Origin of the sequence: Streptomyces sp. NPDC018964 (genome assembly GCF_044390325.1) — a bacterium.
Lineage (GTDB): Bacteria > Actinomycetota > Actinomycetes > Streptomycetales > Streptomycetaceae > Streptomyces.
The window spans coordinates 75638-97108 of sequence record NZ_JBIRYZ010000013.1 but is presented as its reverse complement, the minus strand read 5'-3'; the positions used below and the strand labels follow the sequence as shown (position 1 = coordinate 97108).

Annotated in this window: 14 protein-coding genes, 2 tRNA genes and 2 pseudogenes; 9 read left to right on the top strand and 9 right to left on the bottom strand. The window is 73.5% G+C overall.

Going from position 1 to position 21471, the window contains the following annotated elements; all coding sequences use genetic code 11:
- Positions 1-81: 81 nt before the first annotated feature.
- Complete coding sequence (locus ACH5AO_RS22940; RefSeq protein ID WP_398927447.1) at positions 82-660, top strand: TetR family transcriptional regulator; 579 nt, start codon at positions 82-84, stop codon at positions 658-660.
- A gap of 96 nt (positions 661-756) precedes the next feature.
- Here ACH5AO_RS22940 and ACH5AO_RS22935 read toward each other — a convergent pair whose 3' ends face one another.
- Together ACH5AO_RS22935 and ACH5AO_RS22930 are read right to left on the bottom strand one after the other, a co-directional pair.
- The gene (locus ACH5AO_RS22935) at positions 757-5430 is read right to left on the bottom strand and encodes a PAS domain-containing protein (RefSeq protein WP_398927445.1); all 4674 of its coding nucleotides are present in this window, start codon (positions 5428-5430) and stop codon (positions 757-759) included.
- Between the two features lie 320 nt (positions 5431-5750).
- Positions 5751-6233 carry an SSI family serine proteinase inhibitor gene (locus ACH5AO_RS22930; RefSeq protein WP_398927443.1) on the bottom strand — a complete coding sequence of 161 codons (483 nt, stop codon included), beginning with the start codon at positions 6231-6233 and terminating at the stop codon, positions 5751-5753.
- A gap of 182 nt (positions 6234-6415) precedes the next feature.
- Between ACH5AO_RS22930 and ACH5AO_RS22925 the strand changes: the two genes are divergently transcribed.
- Together ACH5AO_RS22925 and ACH5AO_RS22920 are read left to right on the top strand one after the other, a co-directional pair.
- A tRNA-Ser gene (locus tag ACH5AO_RS22925) sits at positions 6416-6509 on the top strand.
- A 188-nt stretch (positions 6510-6697) separates the two neighbouring features.
- Positions 6698-6770, top strand: a tRNA-Arg gene (locus ACH5AO_RS22920).
- A gap of 156 nt (positions 6771-6926) precedes the next feature.
- Here ACH5AO_RS22920 and ACH5AO_RS22915 read toward each other — a convergent pair.
- From ACH5AO_RS22915 to ACH5AO_RS22900, 4 genes are all read right to left on the bottom strand, one after another.
- Complete coding sequence (locus ACH5AO_RS22915) at positions 6927-7337, bottom strand: VOC family protein (protein WP_398927441.1); 411 nt, start codon at positions 7335-7337, stop codon at positions 6927-6929.
- A 134-nt stretch (positions 7338-7471) separates the two neighbouring features.
- Positions 7472-8869 carry an FAD-binding oxidoreductase gene (locus ACH5AO_RS22910; protein WP_398927439.1) on the bottom strand — a complete coding sequence of 466 codons (1398 nt, stop codon included), beginning with the start codon at positions 8867-8869 and terminating at the stop codon, positions 7472-7474.
- 95 nt (positions 8870-8964) lie between these two features.
- On the bottom strand, positions 8965-9426 hold the full coding sequence (locus ACH5AO_RS22905; protein ID WP_398927643.1) for a potassium channel family protein: 462 nt from the start codon (positions 9424-9426) through the stop codon (positions 8965-8967).
- Between the two features lie 65 nt (positions 9427-9491).
- On the bottom strand, positions 9492-9923 hold the full coding sequence (locus tag ACH5AO_RS22900) for a hypothetical protein (RefSeq protein ID WP_398927437.1): 432 nt from the start codon (positions 9921-9923) through the stop codon (positions 9492-9494).
- 144 nt (positions 9924-10067) lie between these two features.
- On the opposite strand from ACH5AO_RS22900, the gene ACH5AO_RS22895 reads away from it, so the two are divergent.
- The 6 genes and pseudogenes from ACH5AO_RS22895 (at position 10068) to ACH5AO_RS22870 (ending at position 17208) form a co-directional block, all read left to right on the top strand.
- On the top strand, positions 10068-10937 hold the full coding sequence (locus tag ACH5AO_RS22895) for a DUF2797 domain-containing protein (RefSeq protein ID WP_398927435.1): 870 nt from the start codon (positions 10068-10070) through the stop codon (positions 10935-10937).
- A gap of 83 nt (positions 10938-11020) precedes the next feature.
- Positions 11021-11200 (top strand): annotated as a pseudogene (locus tag ACH5AO_RS22890) (amidohydrolase family protein); the annotation flags it as partial.
- 98 nt (positions 11201-11298) lie between these two features.
- Positions 11299-12039: a response regulator transcription factor gene (locus tag ACH5AO_RS22885; protein ID WP_398927433.1), complete on the top strand. Its 741-nt coding sequence runs from the start codon at positions 11299-11301 to the stop codon at positions 12037-12039.
- A complete protein-coding gene (locus ACH5AO_RS22880; RefSeq protein ID WP_398927431.1) occupies positions 12036-13607 on the top strand; it encodes a sensor histidine kinase in 1572 nt (523 codons plus the stop codon). Before ACH5AO_RS22885 ends, ACH5AO_RS22880 begins: the two co-directional genes overlap by 4 nt.
- Positions 13608-13621: 14 nt before the next feature.
- The gene (locus tag ACH5AO_RS22875; RefSeq protein WP_398927429.1) at positions 13622-15013 is read left to right on the top strand and encodes a glycosyltransferase; all 1392 of its coding nucleotides are present in this window, start codon (positions 13622-13624) and stop codon (positions 15011-15013) included.
- Entirely contained in the window at positions 15010-17208 is a 2199-nt protein-coding gene (locus ACH5AO_RS22870) for an ArnT family glycosyltransferase (RefSeq protein ID WP_398927427.1), read from the top strand. The genes ACH5AO_RS22875 and ACH5AO_RS22870 overlap by 4 nt, the downstream gene beginning before the upstream one ends.
- A 58-nt stretch (positions 17209-17266) precedes the next feature.
- Here ACH5AO_RS22870 and ACH5AO_RS22865 read toward each other — a convergent pair.
- The 3 genes and pseudogenes from ACH5AO_RS22865 to ACH5AO_RS22855 form a co-directional block, all read right to left on the bottom strand.
- Positions 17267-17734 (bottom strand): annotated as a pseudogene (locus tag ACH5AO_RS22865) (PPOX class F420-dependent oxidoreductase); the annotation flags it as partial.
- A gap of 262 nt (positions 17735-17996) precedes the next feature.
- Positions 17997-18818, bottom strand: coding sequence for a YceI family protein (locus ACH5AO_RS22860; RefSeq protein ID WP_398927425.1), 822 nt, complete (start codon positions 18816-18818; stop codon positions 17997-17999).
- A 117-nt stretch (positions 18819-18935) separates the two neighbouring features.
- Positions 18936-21470 carry an MFS transporter gene (locus ACH5AO_RS22855; protein WP_398927423.1) on the bottom strand — a complete coding sequence of 845 codons (2535 nt, stop codon included), beginning with the start codon at positions 21468-21470 and terminating at the stop codon, positions 18936-18938.
- Position 21471 lies beyond the last annotated feature (1 nt).

Genomic DNA, 21471 nt, shown 5'->3' with positions numbered 1-21471 from the left:
ACTGGTTGGTTGACTGATGGGGGAACAGTCTGTGTCCCCTCCGGATTCCCTGTCAACCAAACAGTTGGTTACCATGTCTCCATGGCAGTCAGGGACCCCGAGGCCACCAAGGCCCGGATCTTCGAGGCGGCGGTCGCCGAGTTCGCCCGTCACGGCATCGCCGGTGCCCGCATCGACCGCATCGCGGCCGAGGCGAAGGCCAACAAACAGCTCATCTACGCCTACTTCGGCAACAAGGCGGAGCTGTTCGCGATCGTCCTCGAGCGGAAGATGCTGGACCTCGCCGAGTCCGTCCCCGTCGACCCGGACGACATCGAAGGCTGGGTCGACCGGCTGATGGACTACCACGCCGCCCACCCCGAACTGCTGCGCCTGCTCTTCTGGGAGGGCCTGGAGTACGGCACCGACGAGCTGCCCCACGAGGACGAACGCCAGGAGCACTACGTCCGCAAGGTCGCCCTGCTCCGGGACGGCCAGGAGCGCGGAGTCGTCACCGACGCCATCCCGGCCGGCGACCTGCTGTTCCTGCTGACCGCGCTGGCCAACTGGACGGCGGTCGTTCCCCAGATGCGCCGCATCCTGGCCGGTGAGGGGGCCGACGACCGTGCCCGGCTGCGCGCGTCCGTGAAGGAGGCGGCCCGCCGCCTGATCGCCCGCTGACGGCGGCGCGGGCCGGCCGGTGCTGGTCAGGTGACGCCGGTCAGCCGGTGCCGGTCAGCCGGTGCCGGTCAGGTGGTGCCGGTCAGCCGGTGCCGGTCAGTTGGTCCCGATCCGCGACAGCAGATCGACGATCCTGTCCTGCACCTCTTCACTGGTGGACCGCTCCGCCAGGAACAGCACCGTCTCGCCGGAGGCCAGCCGCGGCAGGTCCGCCTGGCCGACGGCGGCCGTGTAGACGACGAGCGGGGTGCGGTTGAGCTGCCCGTTCGCCCGCAGCCAGTCGACGATCCCGGGGGACCCGGCCTGGGGCCGGTGCACCCGCATCAGGTCCATCACCACCAGGTTCGGCCGGAACTGCCCCGCCAGCGCCACCGCGTCGGCGTCACTCGCGGCCCGCGCGACCTGCATCCCGCGCCGCTCCAGCGTCCCGGTCAGCGCCAGCGCGATCTCCGCGTGCTCCTCGATCAGCAGCACGCGCGGGGGGTGCTGTTCGCTGTCGCGCGGTGCGAGCGCCTTCAGCAGTACGGCGGGATCGGCGCCGTACGCGGCATCGCGCGAGGCCTGTCCGAGCCCGGCCGTGACGAGCACCGGCACCTCGGCGGCCACCGCCGCCTGCCGCAGCGACTGCAGGGCCGTACGGGTGATCGGCCCGGTCAGCGGGTCCACGAACAGCGCGGCGGGGAACGCCGCGATCTGCGCGTCGACCTCCTCGCGCGAGTGCACGATCACCGGCCGGTAGCCGCGGTCGCTCAGCGCCTGCTGCGTGGTGACGTCCGGCGCGGGCCACACCAGCAGCCGACGCGGGTTGTCCAGCGGTTCCGGGGGCAGCTCGTCGTCCATCGGCTGCGGACGCGGCGGGTCCGCCACCTCGACGGCCCCGCCCGGACCGTCCAGCGGCTCGGGTCCCTCGGCGGCGTCCGCGTCGGGCGCCCCTATGGCGTACGACCGTCCGGTGCCCTCGGTCCCCGGCGCGCGCCGGGAGTGCGCCGGCGCGTGCGCGGGGGAGGGTACGGATACGGGCTCGGCCGACGGGTGCGGGCGCGCGTTCTGCTCGTTGTCCGGGGCCGGGTCGGGTCGCGTGCCGAGCTTGCGGCGGCGGCCGGAGCCGCCCGGCTGGTGCGGGGGAGGCGTGGCCGACGGCAGCGGCTGCTGCACCTGGGCGGCCTGCCGGTTGAACGGCACGCCCTGCCCCAGCGTCCGCACGCTGATCGACCGCCCCTGCGTGGAGTTCGGATCGACCGGCGCCGCGGCCTCCGCGGGCAACGGCTGAGCGGCCCGCTGCACCGGCGCGCCCTCGGGCGGCAACGGGGTGCCGGCGGCGGGGGTCGGCTGCGACGGGCCCGCGGCCACCGGTACGGCCGTACCGGCACCGGAGGTGTCACCGGCGGCGGGCCACTGCTGCGGGGCGGGTGCGGGGGCGGGGGCGCCTCCGGCCGCGGCAACGGGAGCGGCCTCGGCGGGAAGCGGCTGCGCGGGGGGCAGCGGCTGCGACGCCGCTGCCCGCGCCTGTCCCTGTGCGGGTACGGGAGCGCCGGGGACCGGGGGTGTGGTGGTGCCTTGCGGCGGCACCGCGGCACCGGGTGCCGGTGCGGGAGTCCCTTGCGGGGGAGCGGCCGCGCCCTGTGCGGGTACCGGAGCCCCGGGCGCCGGGGGCGTGGCACCCTGCGGCGGGACCGGAGCACCCTGGGGTGCGACGGGGGCGCCTTGCGGCGGGACGGTGGCGCCCTGTGCGGGTACGGGGGCGCCGTGCGGCGGTACCGGGGCGCCGGGTACGGGAGCGCCCGGAACTGCCGCGCCGGGTGCGGGTACGGGTGCGCCCTGTGAGGGAACGGCCACACCTTGTGCGGGTACGGGGGCTCCGTGCGGCGGGACCGCGGCACCTTGCGGCGGTACCGGAGCGCCCGGTACCGGGGCGCCGGGTGCGGGCACGGCCACACCCTGTGCGGGCACGGGTGCGCCCTGTGGCGCAACGGAAGTCCCCTGTGGCGGGACCGCGGCACCCGGAACCGGAACAGCCGCACCCTGTACGGGTACGGGAGCCCCCTGCGGCGGCACCGGAGCCCCCTGCGGTGCGACAGGTGCCCCCTGCGATGTGACAGGCGCCCCCTGTGGTGCGACGGGCGCCGCCCCCCATTGCGCCGAGGCCACCGGGGCCACCGGAGCCTGTGCGGTCACCGTCGGAGCGGTCGGAGCGGGAGCTTCGGCGGGGGTTCCGTCGGGCTCCGCCGGCGGAACGGCGGCCCGTCGACGGCGGCCCGTCGGGGCACTGGTGGGATGGGGCTGCGGCGGAGTGTGGTCGTCGGCCTGACCGTGCGGAACGGCGTCATGGCGGCCGTTGTCGACCCCGGCCTGCCCGGTCGCCGCTGTCCGCCCGATCGCCTCGGCCTGTGCCGCCTCCCCGGCCTGCTGCTCCTGGTCCGCCTCGGCCGGAGGCAGCGCGAACACCGTACGGGGCGCGGCCTCCTGCGCCGCCGCCCGCTCGTTGGCGGCGGCCAGGGCCCGCCGACGCCGCCCCGTCGGCTCCGACTGCCCCGAAGCCTGAGCCGGAACATGCACCGCGACCCCGGCCTGGGGCGCGTCGCCCGCTCCGTCCACGCCGGACGGCGCGGGCAGCGCCGGCGGCAACGCGTGCTGTTCGCCGGACTCGGGCCGGGCACGCCGCCCGGACGGCACCGGCACCCCCTGCGGCGGTACGGTCCCGCCCAGCCCCGTGTTCGACGCGGCGGCCCCCGCCGCGTGCTCGGCGGCGGTGACGACGGCACCCTCGGACACCCCGGCCGCCCCGGCGAGCTCGACCTCGGCCCCCGCCGCGGCCGGCGCGTCCTCGGCCGGCCGGCCACGCCGACGCCCGGTGCCGCCGGACGCCTGCACGGGCTCGTCGTCGACGGCGGCGACCGCCCGGCGCCTGCGCCGGCCGGTGGGCGTGGAGTCCGTACCGGAACCGTCGTCCGGACCCGGCACCTCGCTCTCCAGGAAGGCGTCCACGGACGCGCGCCGCGCCCGGCGCCGCCCTCCGCCACCGGGGGCCGGATCGATGGGAACGGCGGGAGCGGCCGGAACGTCCTCCTCGGCCGGAACCGCCGTGTCCGGGGTGGCCGCCACGGACCCCGCCCCGCCCCCGATCGGCACCTCGAGGACGAACGCGCTGCCGCTCATCCCGGGCACCTCGTGCGTCTGCAGCACACCGCCGTGCGCCCGGACGATGCCGCGCACGATCGGCTCGTGCACCGGGTCGCCGCCGCCGTACGGTCCGCGCACCTCGACGCGTACGACCTCGCCGCGCTGCGCCGCCGCGACCACGACCGTGTTGTCCAGGTAGCCGCCCGCCGACACGGGCGTGTTGCCGGTCGCGTCGACACCCGCGACGTCCGCGACGAGGTGCGCGAGGGCGGTCGCGAGCAGCCGCGGGTCGACCTCGGCCTCGATGGGCGGCGCGTGCACCGCGAACTGCACCCGTCCGGGCCCGATGAGCTCCACGGCCCCGTCGACCCCGGCGGCGACGACGGCGTCGAGCATCACCTTCGTACGGGCGACCTGCTCACCGCCGGCGTCGAGCCGCTGGTAGCCGAGGACGTTGTCGATGAGGGTGGTGATCCGGGCGTAGCCGGCCGACAGGTGGTGGAGCACCTGGTTGGCCTCGGGCCACAGCTGCCCGGCGTCGTCGGCGGCCAGCGCGGACAGCTCCCGGCGCAGCTCGTCCAGCGGGCCCCGCAGGGACCGCCCGAGCAGGGTGAGCAGCTGGTCGTGGCGCGCGGCGAGGGCCTCGTAGCGGTCCTTCTCCCGCTCGCCGAGCGCGGCGTACCGCTCCTCGTTCGCGGCGAGTTCCTCCGCGTGCTGCTCGCGCAGCTCCTCCAGCTCGGTGACGTGGCCCTGGCGCAGGGCGGTGAGTTCGGAGGCGTGTTCCTCGGCGAGCCGCTCCAGCTCCTCGGCGTGCTCCCGCTCGGCCTTCTCCTTCTCCTCGACGAGCGCGTCGTGGGGGCGGCGGTCGAGGAACGTCATGACGGCGCCGACGAGCTGGTCGCCGTCGCGCACCGGCGCGGTCGTCAGGTCGACCGGCAGCTTGTCGCCGTTCTTGGCGTACAGCACCTGACCGCGCACCCGGTGCTTGCGCCCGGAGCGCAGGGTGTCGGCGAGCGGGGACTCGTCGTAGGGGAAGGGGGAGCCGTCGGCGCGCGAGTGCAGGACGAGCGTGTGCAGTTCGCGCCCGCCGAGTTCACCGGCCCGGTAACCCAGTATCTGGGCGGCGGCCGGGTTGACGAGGACGATCCGTCCGTCGGTGTCGGTCCCGACGACGCCCTCGGAGGCGGCACGCAGGATCATCTCGGTCTGCCGCTGCGAACGCGCCAGCTCGGCCTCGGTGTCGACGGTGCCGGAGAGGTCGCGGACGACGAGCATCAGCAGCTCGTCGCCGGTGTAGCCGTACGTGTCGTACGCCTGCTGGCCGGTCTCCAGATTCGCACTGGTGACCTCGACCGGGAACTCGGTCCCGTCGGTCCGCCGGGCGATCATCCGCGTCGGCTTGGTGCGCGCCCGGGGATCGATGTGGTCGGGCCGCCGCATGGACCCGGGGATGAGCTTGGAGTCGAACTGCGGCAGCAGATCCAGCAGCCCCCGCCCCACCAGCGCCGTGCCCGGGGTCTCGAACGCCTCCAGGGCGATGGCGTTGGCGTTGACGACCGTCCCGTTGGCGTTGACCAGGACCAGGGCGTCCGGAAGGGCGTCCAGTATGGCTGCGAGGCGAGCAGTGCCCCGGGATGGCCTGCTGCTCACGAGACGCTTCCTCCCTGTTACCGCGACGTGCCGACCGCTCGGGCCATCTTGCCAACCTGCCCGCAGCGTGTCACGGAGGGAGTCTAAGGGCTGGGATTGCTCTCGCGACGCCGGATGGGACGGACGTCGCACGGGGAAGTGACGGCGATGTGACGTCCGGTACGTCCGGAACCCGTGACTGCCTGCGCCGACGTGCCACGAACCTTCGCGGGACCTTTACGCCCCCTGTGCCCCGACTCGCCACCACGCGCCCCCGCCACTCACGCCGCCCCACGCGCCTCCGCCACTCCCGCCACTCCCGCGGCTCCCGGAGATCTCCCTCACCCGCGTCCCGCGGCGCCCGCTTCGGGCAGCAGCGGCACCAGCCGGTCCCAGCGGGCGATCTCGCATCCGTTCGTACGGTCGTAGACCGCGTCGACGGGACGGCCGGCCCAGGTGCCGGTGACGCGGGCGGTGGCGGGCCCGCCGTACTGCAGGGTGCAGACGGTGTCCCGCGGCACCGGGGCGAAGGCGTCCCGCCCCCACCGCGTGTTCCGCTCGACGGCCGCGCAGGCCCCGGCGGGGTCGGGATGGTCGCCGCCGCTGGGCCGGCACCGCACCTCGTACGTCCCGTCCGCCCCGCCGCCCGCGTCGCGCACGGTGACGGTGAGGCGGTCACCGCGCGGAGGCGCGTCCTGCGCGTGCGCCGCCGGGGGCGCGGTGGACAGCGAGGTGAGGGCCGCGACGGAGACGGCGGCACCGACGACGAGCCGCCGCAGTCCGGGACGGGCGGCGACGGGGTTCCGTGGGATGAGGTGAGACATGACCTGACCAACGCGCCACCGCGCGGGACGTTGCGCCACACCGGGGCGACGGCCGGAAGTGCTTTGCCCTGCGGGCTCTCCGCCTAGTACCGTGGGTGGCGATTGGTGACACCCCACACGGATGTGTCATCATCGGCACGCACCGAATCCGCTCGCGCTCACGCGCGGAAGGTTCTGTGCATGGAGGCGTCGCCTAGTCCGGTCTATGGCGCCGCACTGCTAATGCGGTTTGGGCCTTAAAGCCCATCGAGGGTTCAAATCCCTCCGCCTCCGCCACCTCACGAAGCCCCGGTCCTACGGCCGGGGCTTCGTCGTTCCCTCCTCCCCGCCGATCCCGCGTTTGCGCAGGTCACAAGGGGTGAGCCAAACGGATTTCACATGACGGCGGCAGTCATGTAATGTTCTTCCTGTCGCCGCGAGCGGGCCGAAAGGACCGGGGAGCGGCGAGAAAACTGAAGAGACAAGCACTCGTAGCTTAACGGATAGAGCATCTGACTACGGATCAGAAGGTTGCAGGTTCGAATCCTGCCGAGTGCACATAGGTCGAAGCCCCCTCCAGGATCCTCCTGGAGGGGGCTTTGTCGTGCCGACCGTGCCGGCCCGCCGCCGTACCCGGACCGGCTCCGCCTCCGGCCGGGGCGGTGGACGGGACGGAAGCCGGGAAGAGCGGCGGGTGGGGAAGCGGGCGGCTGATCAGTCGCGTTCGGGCCAGACCGGGCCCTGGTCGGTCCAGATGACTCCCTTGTTGCGGCACAGGCAGAAGGGGTGGCCGATCGGGTCGGTGTAGATCCGCCAGCCGTAGCCTTCGGGGCCGACGAAGTCCTGCCTCAGCGTCGCGCCGAAGTCGAGGACGCGGCGCTGCTCGGACTCGATGTCATCCACTTCGAAGTCGAGGTGGAACTGCTTGGGGTGCTCGCTGTCGGGCCACTGCGGAGCGCGGTAGTCGTCCACCCGGATGAAGGCCAGCTCGATCTCGCCGAACTTGATGCCGGCCCAGTCCTCGGAGCTGCCTTCCTTGATCGGACGGCCCGTGACCTCGGAGTAGAAAGCCGCCAGTTTCATCGTGTCCGGGCAGTCGATGATGAAATCGGTGAGTCGCAGCATCCCGCGATCCTGGCACAGGCCCACACCCGGTTTTGAGACCCGGCAGGCCGCGTCAGGTCTGTCCCGTAGCGTCCTTGCCGGCCCGAAGCGCGGCCTGTACGACCGTCGCCGGCCGGTCTGTCCAGAGCCTCGGATCAGGCCGCGGACGGCGGGATGTTCTGGTTGGCGTGGAAGAAGTTGTCCGGGTCGTAGGCGCGTTTGACCGCGGTCAGGCGGTCGTAGTTGTCGCGGTAGGTGGAGCGGACGCGCTCGGGGCCCTCTGATTCGCCGAGGAAGTTGACGTACGAGCCGCCCATGGAGTGCGGGTGCAGGTCGGTCCAGTAGTCGACGCACCACTGCCGGAGCAGGTCGGCGTTGGCCGGGTCGGGGTCGACGCCCGCGATGACGCCGGACCACACGGCGTCCCGGTAGGCCCAGGCCGTGTCGCCGGGGGAGACCCGGTGGGCCGCTCCGTCCACGGGGTACAGGTGCATCGTCGACAGGTCGGTGGGCAGGGCGTGGCCGTACCGCTCGTGCACCGCGACGGCCTCGTCCGGGATGGAGTCGAAGAAGTCGCCCCGCCAGTACCACTGCAGGCCCTTGGGGATCAGCGGGTCGAACATGCTCTGCAGGGCGGGGTACGGCATCGGCGTGGTGAAGTGGAAGGCCGGCGGGGCCGGGTCGTTGACCACGGACAGGACGTCCTCCAGCCGGCCGGACTCCAGGTCACCGGTGTAGCACCAGATCACGGCGCACATCTTCTGCCCGTGGATCGGCTCCGGGAAGGGCGGGCCGGGCGGGACGGACAGCACCGCGAAGAATCCGTAGAGGTCCTCGGGCGCGGCGGGCAGGAACTCCCGGTACCAGCGCAGCACCTCCGCCGTGCGGTCGATGGGCCAGACGGTCACGGCGACCCCGACCGTGTGCACCGGCCGCAGCCGGAAGGTGAACGACGTGACCACGCCGAAGTTGCCGCCGCCGCCGCGCAGCGCCCACAGCAGGTCCGGGTGTTCCTTCTCGGTGGCGGTGACGAAGGAGCCGTCGGCGAGGACGACGTCGGCGGCGATCAGGCTGTCGACCGTCAGTCCGTACGCGCGGGTCAGGTACCCGTGCCCGCCGCCCAGCGTGAGACCGCCGACGCCCGTCGTCGACATGATCCCGGCCGGCACGCCGAGGCCGAAGGCGTGCGTCTCGTGGTCCAGGTCGCCCAGTTGACCGCCCCCGCCCACCTGCGCGGTCTCGGTCTCCGGGTCGACCCGCACCCAGCGCATCGGGGACAGGTCCAGGGTGAGCCCGCCGTCGACCAGGCACAGCCCCGGCCCGCTGTGGCCGCCCCCGCGGACGGCGAGGTCGATCCCGGTCTCCCGGGCGAAGGCGACGGTGGCCCGGACGTCCGCCGCGCCCGCGCACCGGGCGATGGCGGCCGGGCGCCGGTCGATCATGGCGTTGTAGATGCCGCGGGTCTCGTCGTACTCCGTGTCCTGCGGTGTGACGACCCGTCCCCGCAGGGTCTCGCGCAGGCCGTCGAACGTGGTTGCCGTTATGCCGCTCATGAGCGGACACCCCTCGGGAAGGTGCGGTACGCGGTACAGGGTGCGCCCCCGCCCCTTCCAGTGTGGCGCCGGTCACTCCGGCTCGCGACACGGGGTCACTTCGGACGGTGAGGGCTCTCGTGCCGCCGGAGTGCGGCGCGGAGGTGGTTGGTCAGGGCGGTGGCCGCCGCCGTGAGGAAGACGAAGGTGTAGAGGATCTGCAGGATGGTCACCAGCCGGGCCGCCTGGCCGTGCGGGGTGATGTCGCCGTAGCCGACGGTGGCGAGGGTGACCACCGTGAAGTAGAGGGCGTCGAGGCGGGTGGCGATGCCGTCGAGCTCGCCGGGACGCTGGGCCAGGGCCTGGTAGGTGGTCGCGAAGACCAGGAGGGACAGGCACATCAGCAGGGGGATGACCAGCCCCGGGCGGACGTCCGGGCGGCCGAGCAGGACGTGCACGACCTGCCGCAGCAGCAGGAGCGCGATCAGCGTCAGCGCCAGGCCGAAGAGGAGCCAGCTCAGGGCCGGGCGGCGCGGACCCAGACGGTCCAGGGGCAGGAGGAAGTACGCGGTGACCATCGCCGCCACGCCCGCCGCCTGGACCAGCCAGGGCCACAGGGCGTTCCGGTCCGCGGACGCGCGCTCTAGGTCCGGGACTCGCGGCGTGGTGCGCACAGGGCCCAGATGATGAAGCCGTCGATGACGAGGAGGGCGACCGCCCAGACCGGTGCGTACGGCAGCCACACGAAGTTGGCGACCATGCTGAGCCCGGCCAGTGCGACGCCCACCATGCGGGCCCAGGTGGCCCCGGTGAACAGGGCGAGACCGGCGACGGTCACCAGGGCGCCGAGGATCAGGTGGACCCAGCCCCAGCCGGTCAGGCTGAACTCGTAGGTGAAGTTCCGGGTGGCGACGAAGACGTCGTCCTGGGCGATGGCGGCGATGCCCTGGAAGACCGCCATGATGCCGCCGAACGTCATCAGGACCGCCGCTGCCGCCGTCCAGCTCGTCGCCCAAGGACTCCTGGCCTCCCACCCGGCCTGGTGGTGGCGCGTGCCGCTGACATTGCTCGCCATGTGTCCGACCTTTCGGCTGTCCCCGAGCGTTGCGGCCCCTCCACCAGGTTTGCACTCCGGTTCCCGCTCGGCACCTCGGCGTGTGTTCCCTGCCGGGAGGCGGTGCGCGGGCGTTGTCAGTGGTGCCCCCTAGTCTCGTCGGAGATGGCACAGGCGTGGAGATGCTCGGGGCTGCGGTGGTCGGCGGACGGTCCGGTGCTGGCGTGGGAGGGTGGCCGGCGCTCCGCGCTGCCCCGGGGGAAACGGGTGGCCTTCGGGGTCGGGGAAGGGGGAGTACGGACCTGCGTGGGGGCACGGGGGCACGCGTGTCCGCTCGGGGCGGCCGTCCCGGGGCGGAGCACGGGGGCGCGCTGCGAGGAGTGCGCCCGGCTGGACCGGGCGCACTCGGTGGCCGCCGACACCCTCGTGGACGATCGGCGGCCCTACCGCGTGTACCTGGCGTGGTTCGGGCCGGGGATGACCAAGGTCGGGATCACCGCCGTACAGCGGGGGCCGGCGCGGCTGCTGGAACAGGGGGCGGTCTGCTTCAGCTGGCTGGGGACCGGGCCGCTGATGGCGGCGCGGCGCACCGAGGAGCTGCTGCGTGCCGCGCTCCGGGTGCCCGACCGGATCCCGTACGCCGGCAAGCGGGCGGTGCGGGCGGTCCTCCCGGACGGGGAGGAGGAGCGGGCGGCCGAGATCGCCGGGCTGCACGCGCGGGCGGTCGCCCTGGACGGATGGCCGGAGTCGCTCGCCCGTGAGCCGTTCCGGCCGGTCGATCACGTCGGGGTGTTCGGGCTGGCGGGGGTGCCGGCCGCCGTGGGGGAGGTGAGCGAGCTGGTCGCCGGGGGCGCGGTGAGCGGGGAGCTGGTGGCCGCCGCCGGTCCCGATCTGCATCTGGCGACGGGGAAGGGGGTCGTGGTGCTGGACACCCGGCTGCTGACCGGGTGGGACCTGCTCCCGGCCCCGGGACGGGAGTTCGCGGTGCCGGTCAGGGCGGTCAGGGACCGGGCGGCGCAGGACGGGCTGTTCTGATCCGGGGCCCGGCACGCACTGGACGCCGTCGGCGCATCCGTCGTACAGCCGCCGGGTGTCCGCTCCGGCATCATGACGGGAGTTCCCTGCCCGGGCCGGCCGCCCTCGGCGACCGGATCCTGCTCGGCTCGGACTTCCCCGACATTCCTTACCTCTGCCTCCACCAGCTCCGCGTGCTGGAGCGGCTGGACCTCGAGGAGGCCTGGCTGCGGGCGGGCTGCCACGACAACGCGGCCCGGCTCTTCGGTCTGCCGCCCGGCTGAGCGGGGGCCGCCCCGCCTGAGAACAGCCTGTGAGTTTCTCAGGTAAAACACAGGTTGCCGAAAGGGTGTTCTCAGAGGGCGCGGACATCGTGTGCGGTATGACCACGATCTCGCCCCAGGGGCGCACCGAACTGCTGAGGCCGGACGGGAGCCCCGTCCGCGTGCTTGTGGTGGACGACGAGCAGTCGATCACCGAGCTGCTGTCCATGGCCCTGCGGTACGAAGGCTGGCAGATCCGCAGCGCCGGGGACGGCCAGGGGGCCCTCCGCACTGCACGCGAGTTCCGGCCCGACGCCGTCGTCCTGGACATGATGCTGCCGGACATGGACGGCCTGGCCATCCTCGGCCGGCTGCGCCGTGAACTCCCCGACGTGCCCGTGCTGTTCCTCACCGCCAAGGACGCCGTCGAGGACCGCATCGCCGGACTGACCGCCGGCGGCGACGACTACGTCACCAAGCCGTTCAGCCTGGAGGAGGTCGTCGCCCGGCTGCGCGGACTGATTCGCCGCTCCGGCGCGGCCGACCGCCGCTCCGAGTCGATGCTGGTCGTCGGCGACCTCACCCTCGACGAGGACAGCCACGAGGTCACCCGCGGCGGCGACAACATCCACCTCACCGCCACCGAGTTCGAGCTGCTGCGCTTCCTCATGCGCAATCCGCGGCGCGTGCTCAGCAAGGCCCAGATCCTCGACCGGGTCTGGTCGTACGACTTCGGCGGGCAGGCGAACGTCGTCGAGCTGTACATCTCGTACCTGCGCCGGAAGATCGACGCGGGCCGGGAGCCGATGATCCACACCCGGCGCGGCGCCGGCTACATGATCAAGCCCGCGGTCGCATGAGCGGACGACGGCGGCCGCGTCCGCGGCGGCGGGCGCGCACCCCGCGCACCCTGCGGACGCGGCTCGTCGTCGCGTCCGTGGTGCTGATCGCGGTGGTGTGCGCGGTGATCGGGTCCGTGACCACGCTGGCGCTGCGGTCCCATCTGTACGAGCAGCTCGACGGACAGGTGAGCGAGGTCGCCAAGCGCGCCGCGGGCGGTCCGGAGAAGAACGGGCCGCCCCCTCAGCTCCTGAGGGGCGAGGACCCCCTCGACTTCGTCACCATGGGACCGCAGGGCATCGGCACCATCGGCGTCACCATCGAGGACGGCCGGGTCACCGACGGGATCGTCAGCAAGCTCAAGACGCAGGACGGCGTCCCGACGTCCGAGGCGACCCGGCTCACCGCGGCCCAGCTCGCGGCCGTCACCACCGTCCCGCGCGACCTCCACCAGCACACCGTGCGCATCCCGGGCCTGGGCGACTACCGGGTGCAGTACGAGAGCGGCCGGAACGGCGAGTTCTACGTCGCCCTCCCCACCGCGGACGTCGACAACACCGTCAACACCCTGATCCTCGTCGAGATCAGCGTCACCGCCGCCGGACTGATCGCCGCCTCCCTCGCCGGAGCCGTCATCGTCGGCGTCGCCACCCGCCCCCTGCGCAAGGTCGCCGCCACCGCCACCCGCGTCTCCGAACTGCCCCTGCACACCGGCGAGGTGAACCTCGAGGAGCGCGTCCCCGAGTCCGAGTGCGACCCGCACAGCGAGGTCGGCCGGGTCGGCGCCGCGCTCAACCGGATGCTCGACCACGTCCACGGGGCGCTGCACGCCCGCCAGGAGAGCGAGACGCGGGTACGGCAGTTCGTCGCGGACGCCAGCCACGAGCTGCGCACGCCCCTGGCCTCCATCCGGGGGTACGCCGAACTCACCCGGCGCGGCCGGGAGCAGGTCGGCCCCGACACCCGGCACGCGCTCGGGCGGATCGAGTCCGAGGCGAGCCGGATGACCCTGCTCGTCGAGGACCTGCTGCTGCTCGCCCGCCTGGACGCGGGCCGGCCGCTGCGGTTCGAGGAGACCGACCTCGTACCGCTCGTCGTGGACACCATCAGCGACGCCCGCGCCGCGGGGCAGGAGCACGTGTGGCGGCTCGAGCTGCCCGACGAGCCCGCGCCGGTGTGCGCCGACGCCGCCCGGCTCCAGCAGGTCCTCGTCAACCTGCTGGGCAACGCCCGCAACCACACCCCGCCGGGCACCACCGTCACCGCCCGGGTGCGCCGCGAGGGGCCCTGGCTCCGCGTGGACGTGGTCGACGACGGGCCGGGCATCCCGCCCGCGCTGCTCCCGCGCATCTTCGAACGGTTCGCGCGCGGCGACTCCGCGCGCACCCGTGCCACCGGTTCGACCGGTCTGGGCCTGGCCATCGTGCAGGCCGTGGCGACCGCCCACGGCGGTGCCGTGACCGTCGACAGCGTGCCCGGACACACCGCGTTCACGCTCCATCTCCCCGCTGTGGAAACGAAGTTGGCGCCCGAGCCGTACTCACAGCCACGGCACAGCGTCACCACATGGGCAGGACAGGGCGCCTGAGCAGAGTCGGTCCCATGCGAACCGATTCTTCTCCCGGCACCCTGCCGGCGCGGGAGCACCTCCCGGCCGCCGGAGCGGGCACGCCGGTCCTGGACGTCGTGATCCCCGTCTACAACGAGGAGAAGGACCTCAAGCCGTGCGTCCGCAGACTGCACGAGCACCTGACCCGCACCTTCCCCTACGCCTTCCGCATCACGATCGCCGACAACGCCTCCACGGACAGCACCCCGCACGTGGCCGCCCGGCTGGCGGAACGGTTTCCCCAGGTGCGGTCGGTGCGCCTGGAGCAGAAGGGCCGCGGCCGGGCGCTGCGGACCGTCTGGTCCGCCTCGGACGCCCCCGTCCTCGCCTACATGGACGTGGACCTGTCCACCGACCTCAACGCGCTGCTGCCGCTGGTCGCCCCGCTGATCTCCGGCCACTCCGACCTCGCCATCGGCTCCCGGCTGAGCCGCAGCTCCCGCGTGGTGCGCGGCGCCAAGCGGGAGTTCATCAGCCGCTCGTACAACCTGATCCTGCGCGGCTCGCTCCAGGCCCGCTTCTCCGACGCGCAGTGCGGGTTCAAGGCGATCCGCCGTGACGTGGCCCAGGTGCTGCTGCCGCTGGTGGAGGACAGCGGCTGGTTCTTCGACACCGAGCTGCTGGTCCTCTCCGAGCGCGCCGGGCTGCGCATCCACGAGGTGCCGGTCGACTGGGTCGACGACCCCGACTCCACCGTGCACATCGTGCGGACGGCGACCGAGGACCTCAAGGGCGTCTGGCGGGTCGGCAGGGCCCTGGCCACCGGCTCGCTGCCGCTGGACCGGCTCGCCCGCCCCTTCGGCGACGACCCGCGCGACCGCACCCTCCAGGACGTACCGCAGGGACTGGCCCGCCAGTTGGTCGGCTTCTGCGTCGTCGGCGTCCTGTCCACCCTCTTCTACCTGCTGCTCTACAGCGGCTTCCGGACCTTCACCGGCTCCCAGGTCGCCAACGGGCTGGCCCTGCTGGTCTCGGCGGTCGCCAACACCGCCGCCAACCGGCGGCTCACCTTCGGGGTGCGGGGACGTGGCGGGGCCGTACGGCACCAGGCGCAGGGCTTGGTCGTCTTCGGCATCGGTCTCGCCCTGACCAGCGGTTCGCTCGCCGCGCTCAACACCGCGACCAGCGACCCCGCCCACTCCACCGAGCTGGCGGTGCTCATCGCGGCGAACCTCGCGGCGACCGTGCTGCGGTTCCTGCTCTTCCGCGCGTGGGTCTTCCCGGACCGCGACCGGTCCCACGAGACCCCCGCCGAGCCCTCCTGGCAGGACGCCCCCGCCGCCCCCGCCTGGCAGGACGCGACCCTGCCGCTCCAGCCGGTCCGTTCGACGCTCCCCACCCGTCCGTCCCGGCCTTCCGACTCCGAACCGAGGGACTTCCGATGACCACGCAGTACGACCAGCCGAGCCCTCCGGCGGACCCCGCCGCCTGGGGACCCCCGGCCCCGGCCCGTCACACCGCGCCCGGTGAACCCCGGGGGCCGCTGGCCCGCAGAGCGTGGCGCGGCCGGCCCGAGGACCCCCGCTGGGTACGCCCCGCCTTCCTCGGCCTGCTGCTGGCGACCGGACTGCTCTACCTCTACGGCCTGAGCGCCTCCGGATACGCCAACTCCTTCTACTCGGCGGCCGTCCAGGCGGGCAGCGAGTCCTGGAAGGCGTTCTTCTTCGGCTCGCTGGACGCGGCGAACGCCATCACCGTGGACAAGCCCCCGGCCTCGCTGTGGCCGATGGAGCTGTCGGTGCGGATCTTCGGCCTGAACTCCTGGGCGATCCTGGTGCCCGAGGTGCTCATGGGCGTCGGCACGGTCGCCGTCGTGTACGCGGCCGTGCGCCGCCGCTTCAGCCCGGCTGCCGGTCTGATCGCGGGCGCGGTCCTCGCGCTCACCCCGGTCGCGGCGCTGATGTTCCGGTTCAACAATCCGGACGCGATGCTGGCGCTGCTGATGTCCGTCGCCTGCTACCTCGTCGTCCGCGCCCTGGAGGACGGCCGTACGAAGTGGCTGGTGTGGGCCGGGGCCGCGATCGGTCTCGCGTTCCTCGCCAAGACCCTCCAGGCCTTCCTGATCCTCCCGGCCCTCGCGCTGGTCTACGGCGTCTGCGCGCCCGTGCGGCTGCGGAAGCGGCTGGGGCAACTGGCCCTGGCGACCGTCGCGCTGGTCGTCTCCGGCGGCTGGTGGGTGGCGGTCGTCGAACTGTGGCCGGCGTCGTCGCGGCCGTACGTCGGCGGTTCGCAGAACAACAGCTTCCTGGAGCTGACCTTCGGCTACAACGGCCTCGGCCGGCTCAACGGCGAGGAGACCGGAAGCGTCGGGGGCGGCGGTGGCGGTGGCATGGGCGGCGGCGGACAGTGGGGGGAGACCGGCTGGGACCGGATGTTCAACTCCGAGATCGGCGGCCAGATCTCCTGGCTGCTGCCCGCCGCGCTGATCCTGCTCGTCGCCGGCCTGGTCCTCACCCGCAAGGCCGCGCGGACCGACCTGGCCCGCGCCTCGTTCCTGGTGTGGGGCGGCTCGCTGCTGATGACCATGGTCGTCTTCAGCTTCATGGCGGGCATCTTCCACCAGTACTACACGGTGGCCCTCGCTCCCTACCTCGCGGCCGTGGCCGGCATGGGCGCGGTGGCCCTGTGGGAGAAGCGGCGGGCACCGTGGGCGTCGCTCGCCCTGGCGGCGGCCGTCACGGCCACGGCCGCCTGGGGGTACGTGCTGCTCGACCGCACGCCCGACTATCTGCCGTGGCTGAAGTGGCTGGTCCTGGTCGGCGGGCTGGTCGCGGCCCTCGGGCTGGTCTTCGCGGGCAGGGTGGGGCGCCGGGTGGCGTTCGCGGCGGCGGGGCTGGGCCTGGTGGCCGCGCTGGCCGGTCCGACGGCGTACACGCTGAGCACCGTGCGGGAGGGACACACCGGTTCGATCGTCACCGCAGGTCCGGCCGGGGCGAGCATGGGTGGCGGTCCCGGCGGGGGCGGCGCTCGCGGCGGCTTTCCCGGCGGGGGCGGACCCGGCGGCCAGGGGCAGCAGGGCGGTCAGGGCCAGGGGCAGACCCCGCCCGGCACGGGCGGCAACGGCACCGGCGGCTTCCCCGGCGGCGGGCCCATGGGCCAGAACGGCCAGAACAACCAGGGAGGCCAGAACGGCCAGGGCGCCCCGGGGAACGGCACCGGCGGCAGCGCCGAGGGCCGTATGGACGGGGGCGGCGGAGGCATGGGCGGTCTGCTCGGCGGCGCGGACGTCGACTCCGAGGCGAAGGAGCTGCTGGAGGCCGACGCCGGCGACTACACCTGGGCCGCCGCGGCCATCGGCGCCCAGAACGCCGCGAGCTACCAGCTCGCCACCGGTGAACCCGTGATGGCGATCGGCGGCTTCAACGGCACCGACCCGTCCCCGACACTCGCCCAGTTCAAGGAGTACGTGGCGGACGGGAAGATCCACTACTTCGTCGCCGGAGGCGGCATGGGAGGCGGCATGGGCGGCGACTCCGGAAGCTCCTCGCAGATCTCCACCTGGGTGCAGGAGAACTTCGAGGAGGTGACGGCCGGCTCGGCCACCTTCTACGACCTCACGCGGAAGACGACCGACGACTGACGCCCCCCGACGGGGGACGAGGGCGGTGACATCCCCTGTCACCGCCCTCACCCGTCTGCTCCCCCTCGACCAGCCGCGCCGGGAAACCGCCGGTCGCCACCGGGCCCCAGCGCTCCGGGGTGATCCGGATGATCGACTTGCCCTGCTTGACCATGGCGGCGCGGTACTCGTCCCAGTCCGGGTGCTCGCCGGCGATGTTCCGGTAGTACTCCACCAGCGGCTCCACGGACTCGGGCGAGTCCACCACCTCGGCGGTGCCGTCGATCTGGACCCACGGCCCGTTCCACTCGTCACTGAGGACGATCAGGCTCACCCGGCTGTCCCGCTTGGCGTTGCGGGTCTTGGCGCGCTCGGGGTACGTGGAGACCACGATCCGGCCCGAGTCGTCGACCCCGCAGGTCAGCGGTGATCCCTGGGGGCCGCCGTCGGCCCGCCGGGTCAGCAGGATCGCCCGGTGCCGGGGCCGTACGAAGTCCAGCAGTTCGTCGAGGGAGACGCGGGTGTTCGTCGCGATGTTCGGTGCCATGGCGTCAGACTAGGCCGCCCCGGCCGCCGGGAGGCCGACGTACACGGGGGCGTCGCGGCGCGGGTCCGCCGGTTCCGGCACGCGGCTCGCCACGCCGTCCGGGCGGACCACCCCGTACACGAGGGTGCCGGGCGCGGCAGGTGGCGTACGCCCCGGGGGGCGCCTTCGGCGGCCCGGTGCGCGCCCCGCGGCGGGAGAACGTCCCACCGCGCGACCTCGCCCTCCCCATCGTCCGGCCCACCCGGCGGCTCCTGACGGGACCTCACGCGGCCGGGAGCGACTCCCCCTGCACGGCCTGGACGTCCAGCTCCACCCGGAGGGTCGTGCCGATGGCCGCGATGCCGGCCTGGACGACCTGGTTGTAGTTCATCGCGAAGTCCTCGCGCCGCAGCTCGGCCGTGGCGCGGAAGGCCGCCCGGGTGCCGCCCCACGGGTCCGCCCCGGTGCCGAGGTAGGCCAGGTCGAGGTCGACGGGACGGACGACACCCCGCATGGCCAGCTCGCCGTGGACCGTCCAGCGGTCCGAGCCCGCCTCGGTCAGACCCGTGGACCGGTAGGTGATCTCGGGGTACCGCTCGACGTCCAGGAAGTCCGCGGACCGCAGATGGGTGTCGCGCATCCCGTTGCCGGTGTCGATGGACGCCGCCCGGATCACCGCCTCCACACGGGACTTGGCGACGTCGTCCGGCGCGATCTCCACCGTGGCCGCGAACTCGGTGAACCGGCCCCGCACGCTGGAGATGCCCAGGTGCTGGGCGACGGCCGCCACGCTCGAGTGCGCCGGGTCCACGGTCCACGGCCCCGGCGGCGGCAGCTCGGTACCGCCCTGCCGGGCCAGCGTCACCGTCCCGACCTCGGCCCGCCCGCTCGCGGTGACGATGGCGCTGGCGGCGGCGGGCGCGTACCCGACCGCGGTGACGACGACGGTGTACGCCCCCGGCGCCAGCGCGGTGGTGTCCCGGACGGCGCCCTCGGCGTCCGCCCCGGCGCGCAGCACCTGCGTACCGGTCCCGTCGGTCACCGTGACGACCGCGTGCGACACGGCCCATCCGTCCCGGGTGCGGATCCTCGCGGTCAGTGGCATCCCGTTTTCTCCCTGCACATGCTCATACGCGTACAAAATGGTCGTGAACGGACCGGCCCGCGGCGGGGGCGCGTCTCCGCTACAGGACGCGCCCGCCCGCCACGGGCCGGGATCTCGCTACTCGCCCGGGTGGGCGAGCTCGATGTCGTGGTCGTCGACACCGGTGCCGGAGACGGTCAGCGCCGTCGCCACCGGCGGGTAGCCCGTCGCGATGACGGTGTACTCGCCGCCGTCCAGATCGGCGAAGGCGTACGCCCCGTCCGCACCGGTCGTCGCCGTGCCGGCCACGTTGCCGGCCGCGTCGACCAGGGTGACCCGGGCGTCGGCCAGCGGCCCGTGCGGGGCGCGGACCACGCCCCGCACCTGGGCGCCGGTCTCCAGGTCGACCTCGACCCGGGTGACCCCGGTGCCGCCCACCTCGACGGGCAGGGCGCGCGGCCGGTACCCGGCGGCGTTCACCGCCACGGTCACCGCGCCCGGAACCAGCTCGGCGAACGAGAACTCGCCCTGCTCACCGGTGCTCCCGGTGGCCAGCAGATCGCCGCGCACATCGGTGACGATCACCATCGCGTCCTTCACCGGCAGCCCGCCGTCCGCCGTGCGGACCACTCCGGTCAGCCCGCTGGTGCCGCTGAGCAGGATGTCGTAGGCGAGGGGTTCGCCGTTCACGACGATCGTGGACGCCTGCGGCTGGTGGCCGTCGGCGGCGGCGATCAGGACGTACGACCCGGCGCCGGGCGCGTCCACCGCGTACGCGCCGTCGGCCTGTGCCACCGACCGGCCGAGCTGACGCCCGCCGAGCGAGATCAGCGTGACGGCGGCCTGCGGCACGGGCACGCTGTCGGCGCCGCGCACGACACCGCGTACCGGGACGCCGGCGGAGACGGGTGCCTCCGGCTCACCGGGGCCGGCCGCCGTGGCGACGGCGGTGAGGCGCTGCGTGGCCGCGGCGCCCTGGGGCTCCGGTGCCACGGCGGCCACCGCACCGGCCGGAACCGGCTCGGCGGCGACGCGGGCGGCCTCCGCCGGTGCCGGAGCCGGGGCGGTCCCGTCCGCGGCCTCAGCGGCCTGGGCCAGCGCGCCGGAGGTCCGCAGCGGGACCTCCTTGATGAACAGCGTCACCAGGAAGGCGAGCAGGGCGATCGGCGCGACGTACAGGAAGATGTCGGCGATGCCGTGCCCGTAGGCGCTCTCCAGCCAGGTGCGGATGGCCGGGGGCAGCAGGTCCATGTCGGGGATCGTGCCGCTGCCGGAGGCCTGGGCGGCCGCCGCCTGCTCCTGCGGGCTGAGCTGCCCGATGGTGTCCTGGGCGTAGCCGCTGATCCGGCTGGACATGACCGAGCCGAGCACGGAGACGCCCACCGCGCCGCCGAGGGACCGGAAGAAGGTCACGACGGAGGAGGCCGCGCCCAGGTCGCTCGGGGCCACCTGGTTCTGCGTGCACAGGACCAGGTTCTGCATCATCATGCCGACGCCGAGACCCATGAGCGCCATGAAGACGCCGATGCGCCAGTACGGGGTGTCGTAGCGCATGGTACCCAGCAGGCCCAGGCCCGCCGTGAGCAGCACGCCGCCGACCAGCAGCCAGCTCTTCCACTTGCCGGTCTTGGTGATGACGATGCCGGAGACCGTCGACGATATGAACAGGCCGCCGATCATCGGGATGGTCATGACGCCCGACATCGTCGGGGACTTGTCCCGGGCCAGCTGGAAGTACTGGCTGAAGTAGACGGTGCCCGCGAACATCGCGATGCCGACGAACAGCGAGGCCAGCGAGGCCAGCGCGATGGTGCGGTTCCTGAACAGGCGCAGCGGGATGATCGGCTCGTCGGCCTTCGACTCGACGAAGAGGAAGATCAGCGTCAGGACGATCGCGCCGCCGACCATGACGCCGGTCTGCCAGGACATCCAGTCGTACTTGTCGTCGGCGAAGGTGACCCAGACGAGCAGCAGGCAGACGGCCGCGGTGACGAAGAAGGCGCCGGCCCAGTCGACCTTGACCTTCCGCTTGACCACGGGGAGGTGCAGCGTCTTCTGCAGCACGACCAGCGCGAGGATCGCGAAGGGCACGCCGACGTAGAGGCACCAGCGCCAGCCGAGCCAGCTGGTGTCGGTGATCACGCCGCCGAGCAGCGGGCCGCCGACGGTCGCGACGGCGAAGGTGGCGCCGATGTAGCCGGAGTACCGGCCGCGCTCGCGCGGGGAGATCATCGCGGCCATGATGATCTGCGCCAGGGCGGACAGACCGCCGGCGCCCAGGCCCTGGATGGCCCGAGCGGTGATCAGCATGCCCGGGTTCTGCGCCAGACCGGCCACGACGGAGCCGATGACGAAGACGACCAGGGCCGCCTGGACCAGGAGCTTCTTGCTGGTGAGGTCGGCGAGCTTGCCCCACAGGGGGGTGGAGGCGGTCATCGTCAGCAGCGAGGCGGTGACGACCCAGGTGTAGGCGCTCTGGCCGCCGCCGAGGTCGCCCACGATCTCGGGCAGGGCGTTGGTGACGATGGTCGACGACAGGATGGCGCAGAACATGCCGAGCAGCAGCCCGGACAGCGCCTCCATGATCTGCCGATGGGTCATCGGAGCGTCTGCGGAGGAGCCTCCCCCGTGCTTGGCATGAGCCCGCACACCGTTCGGTGTGGTCGTTGCCATG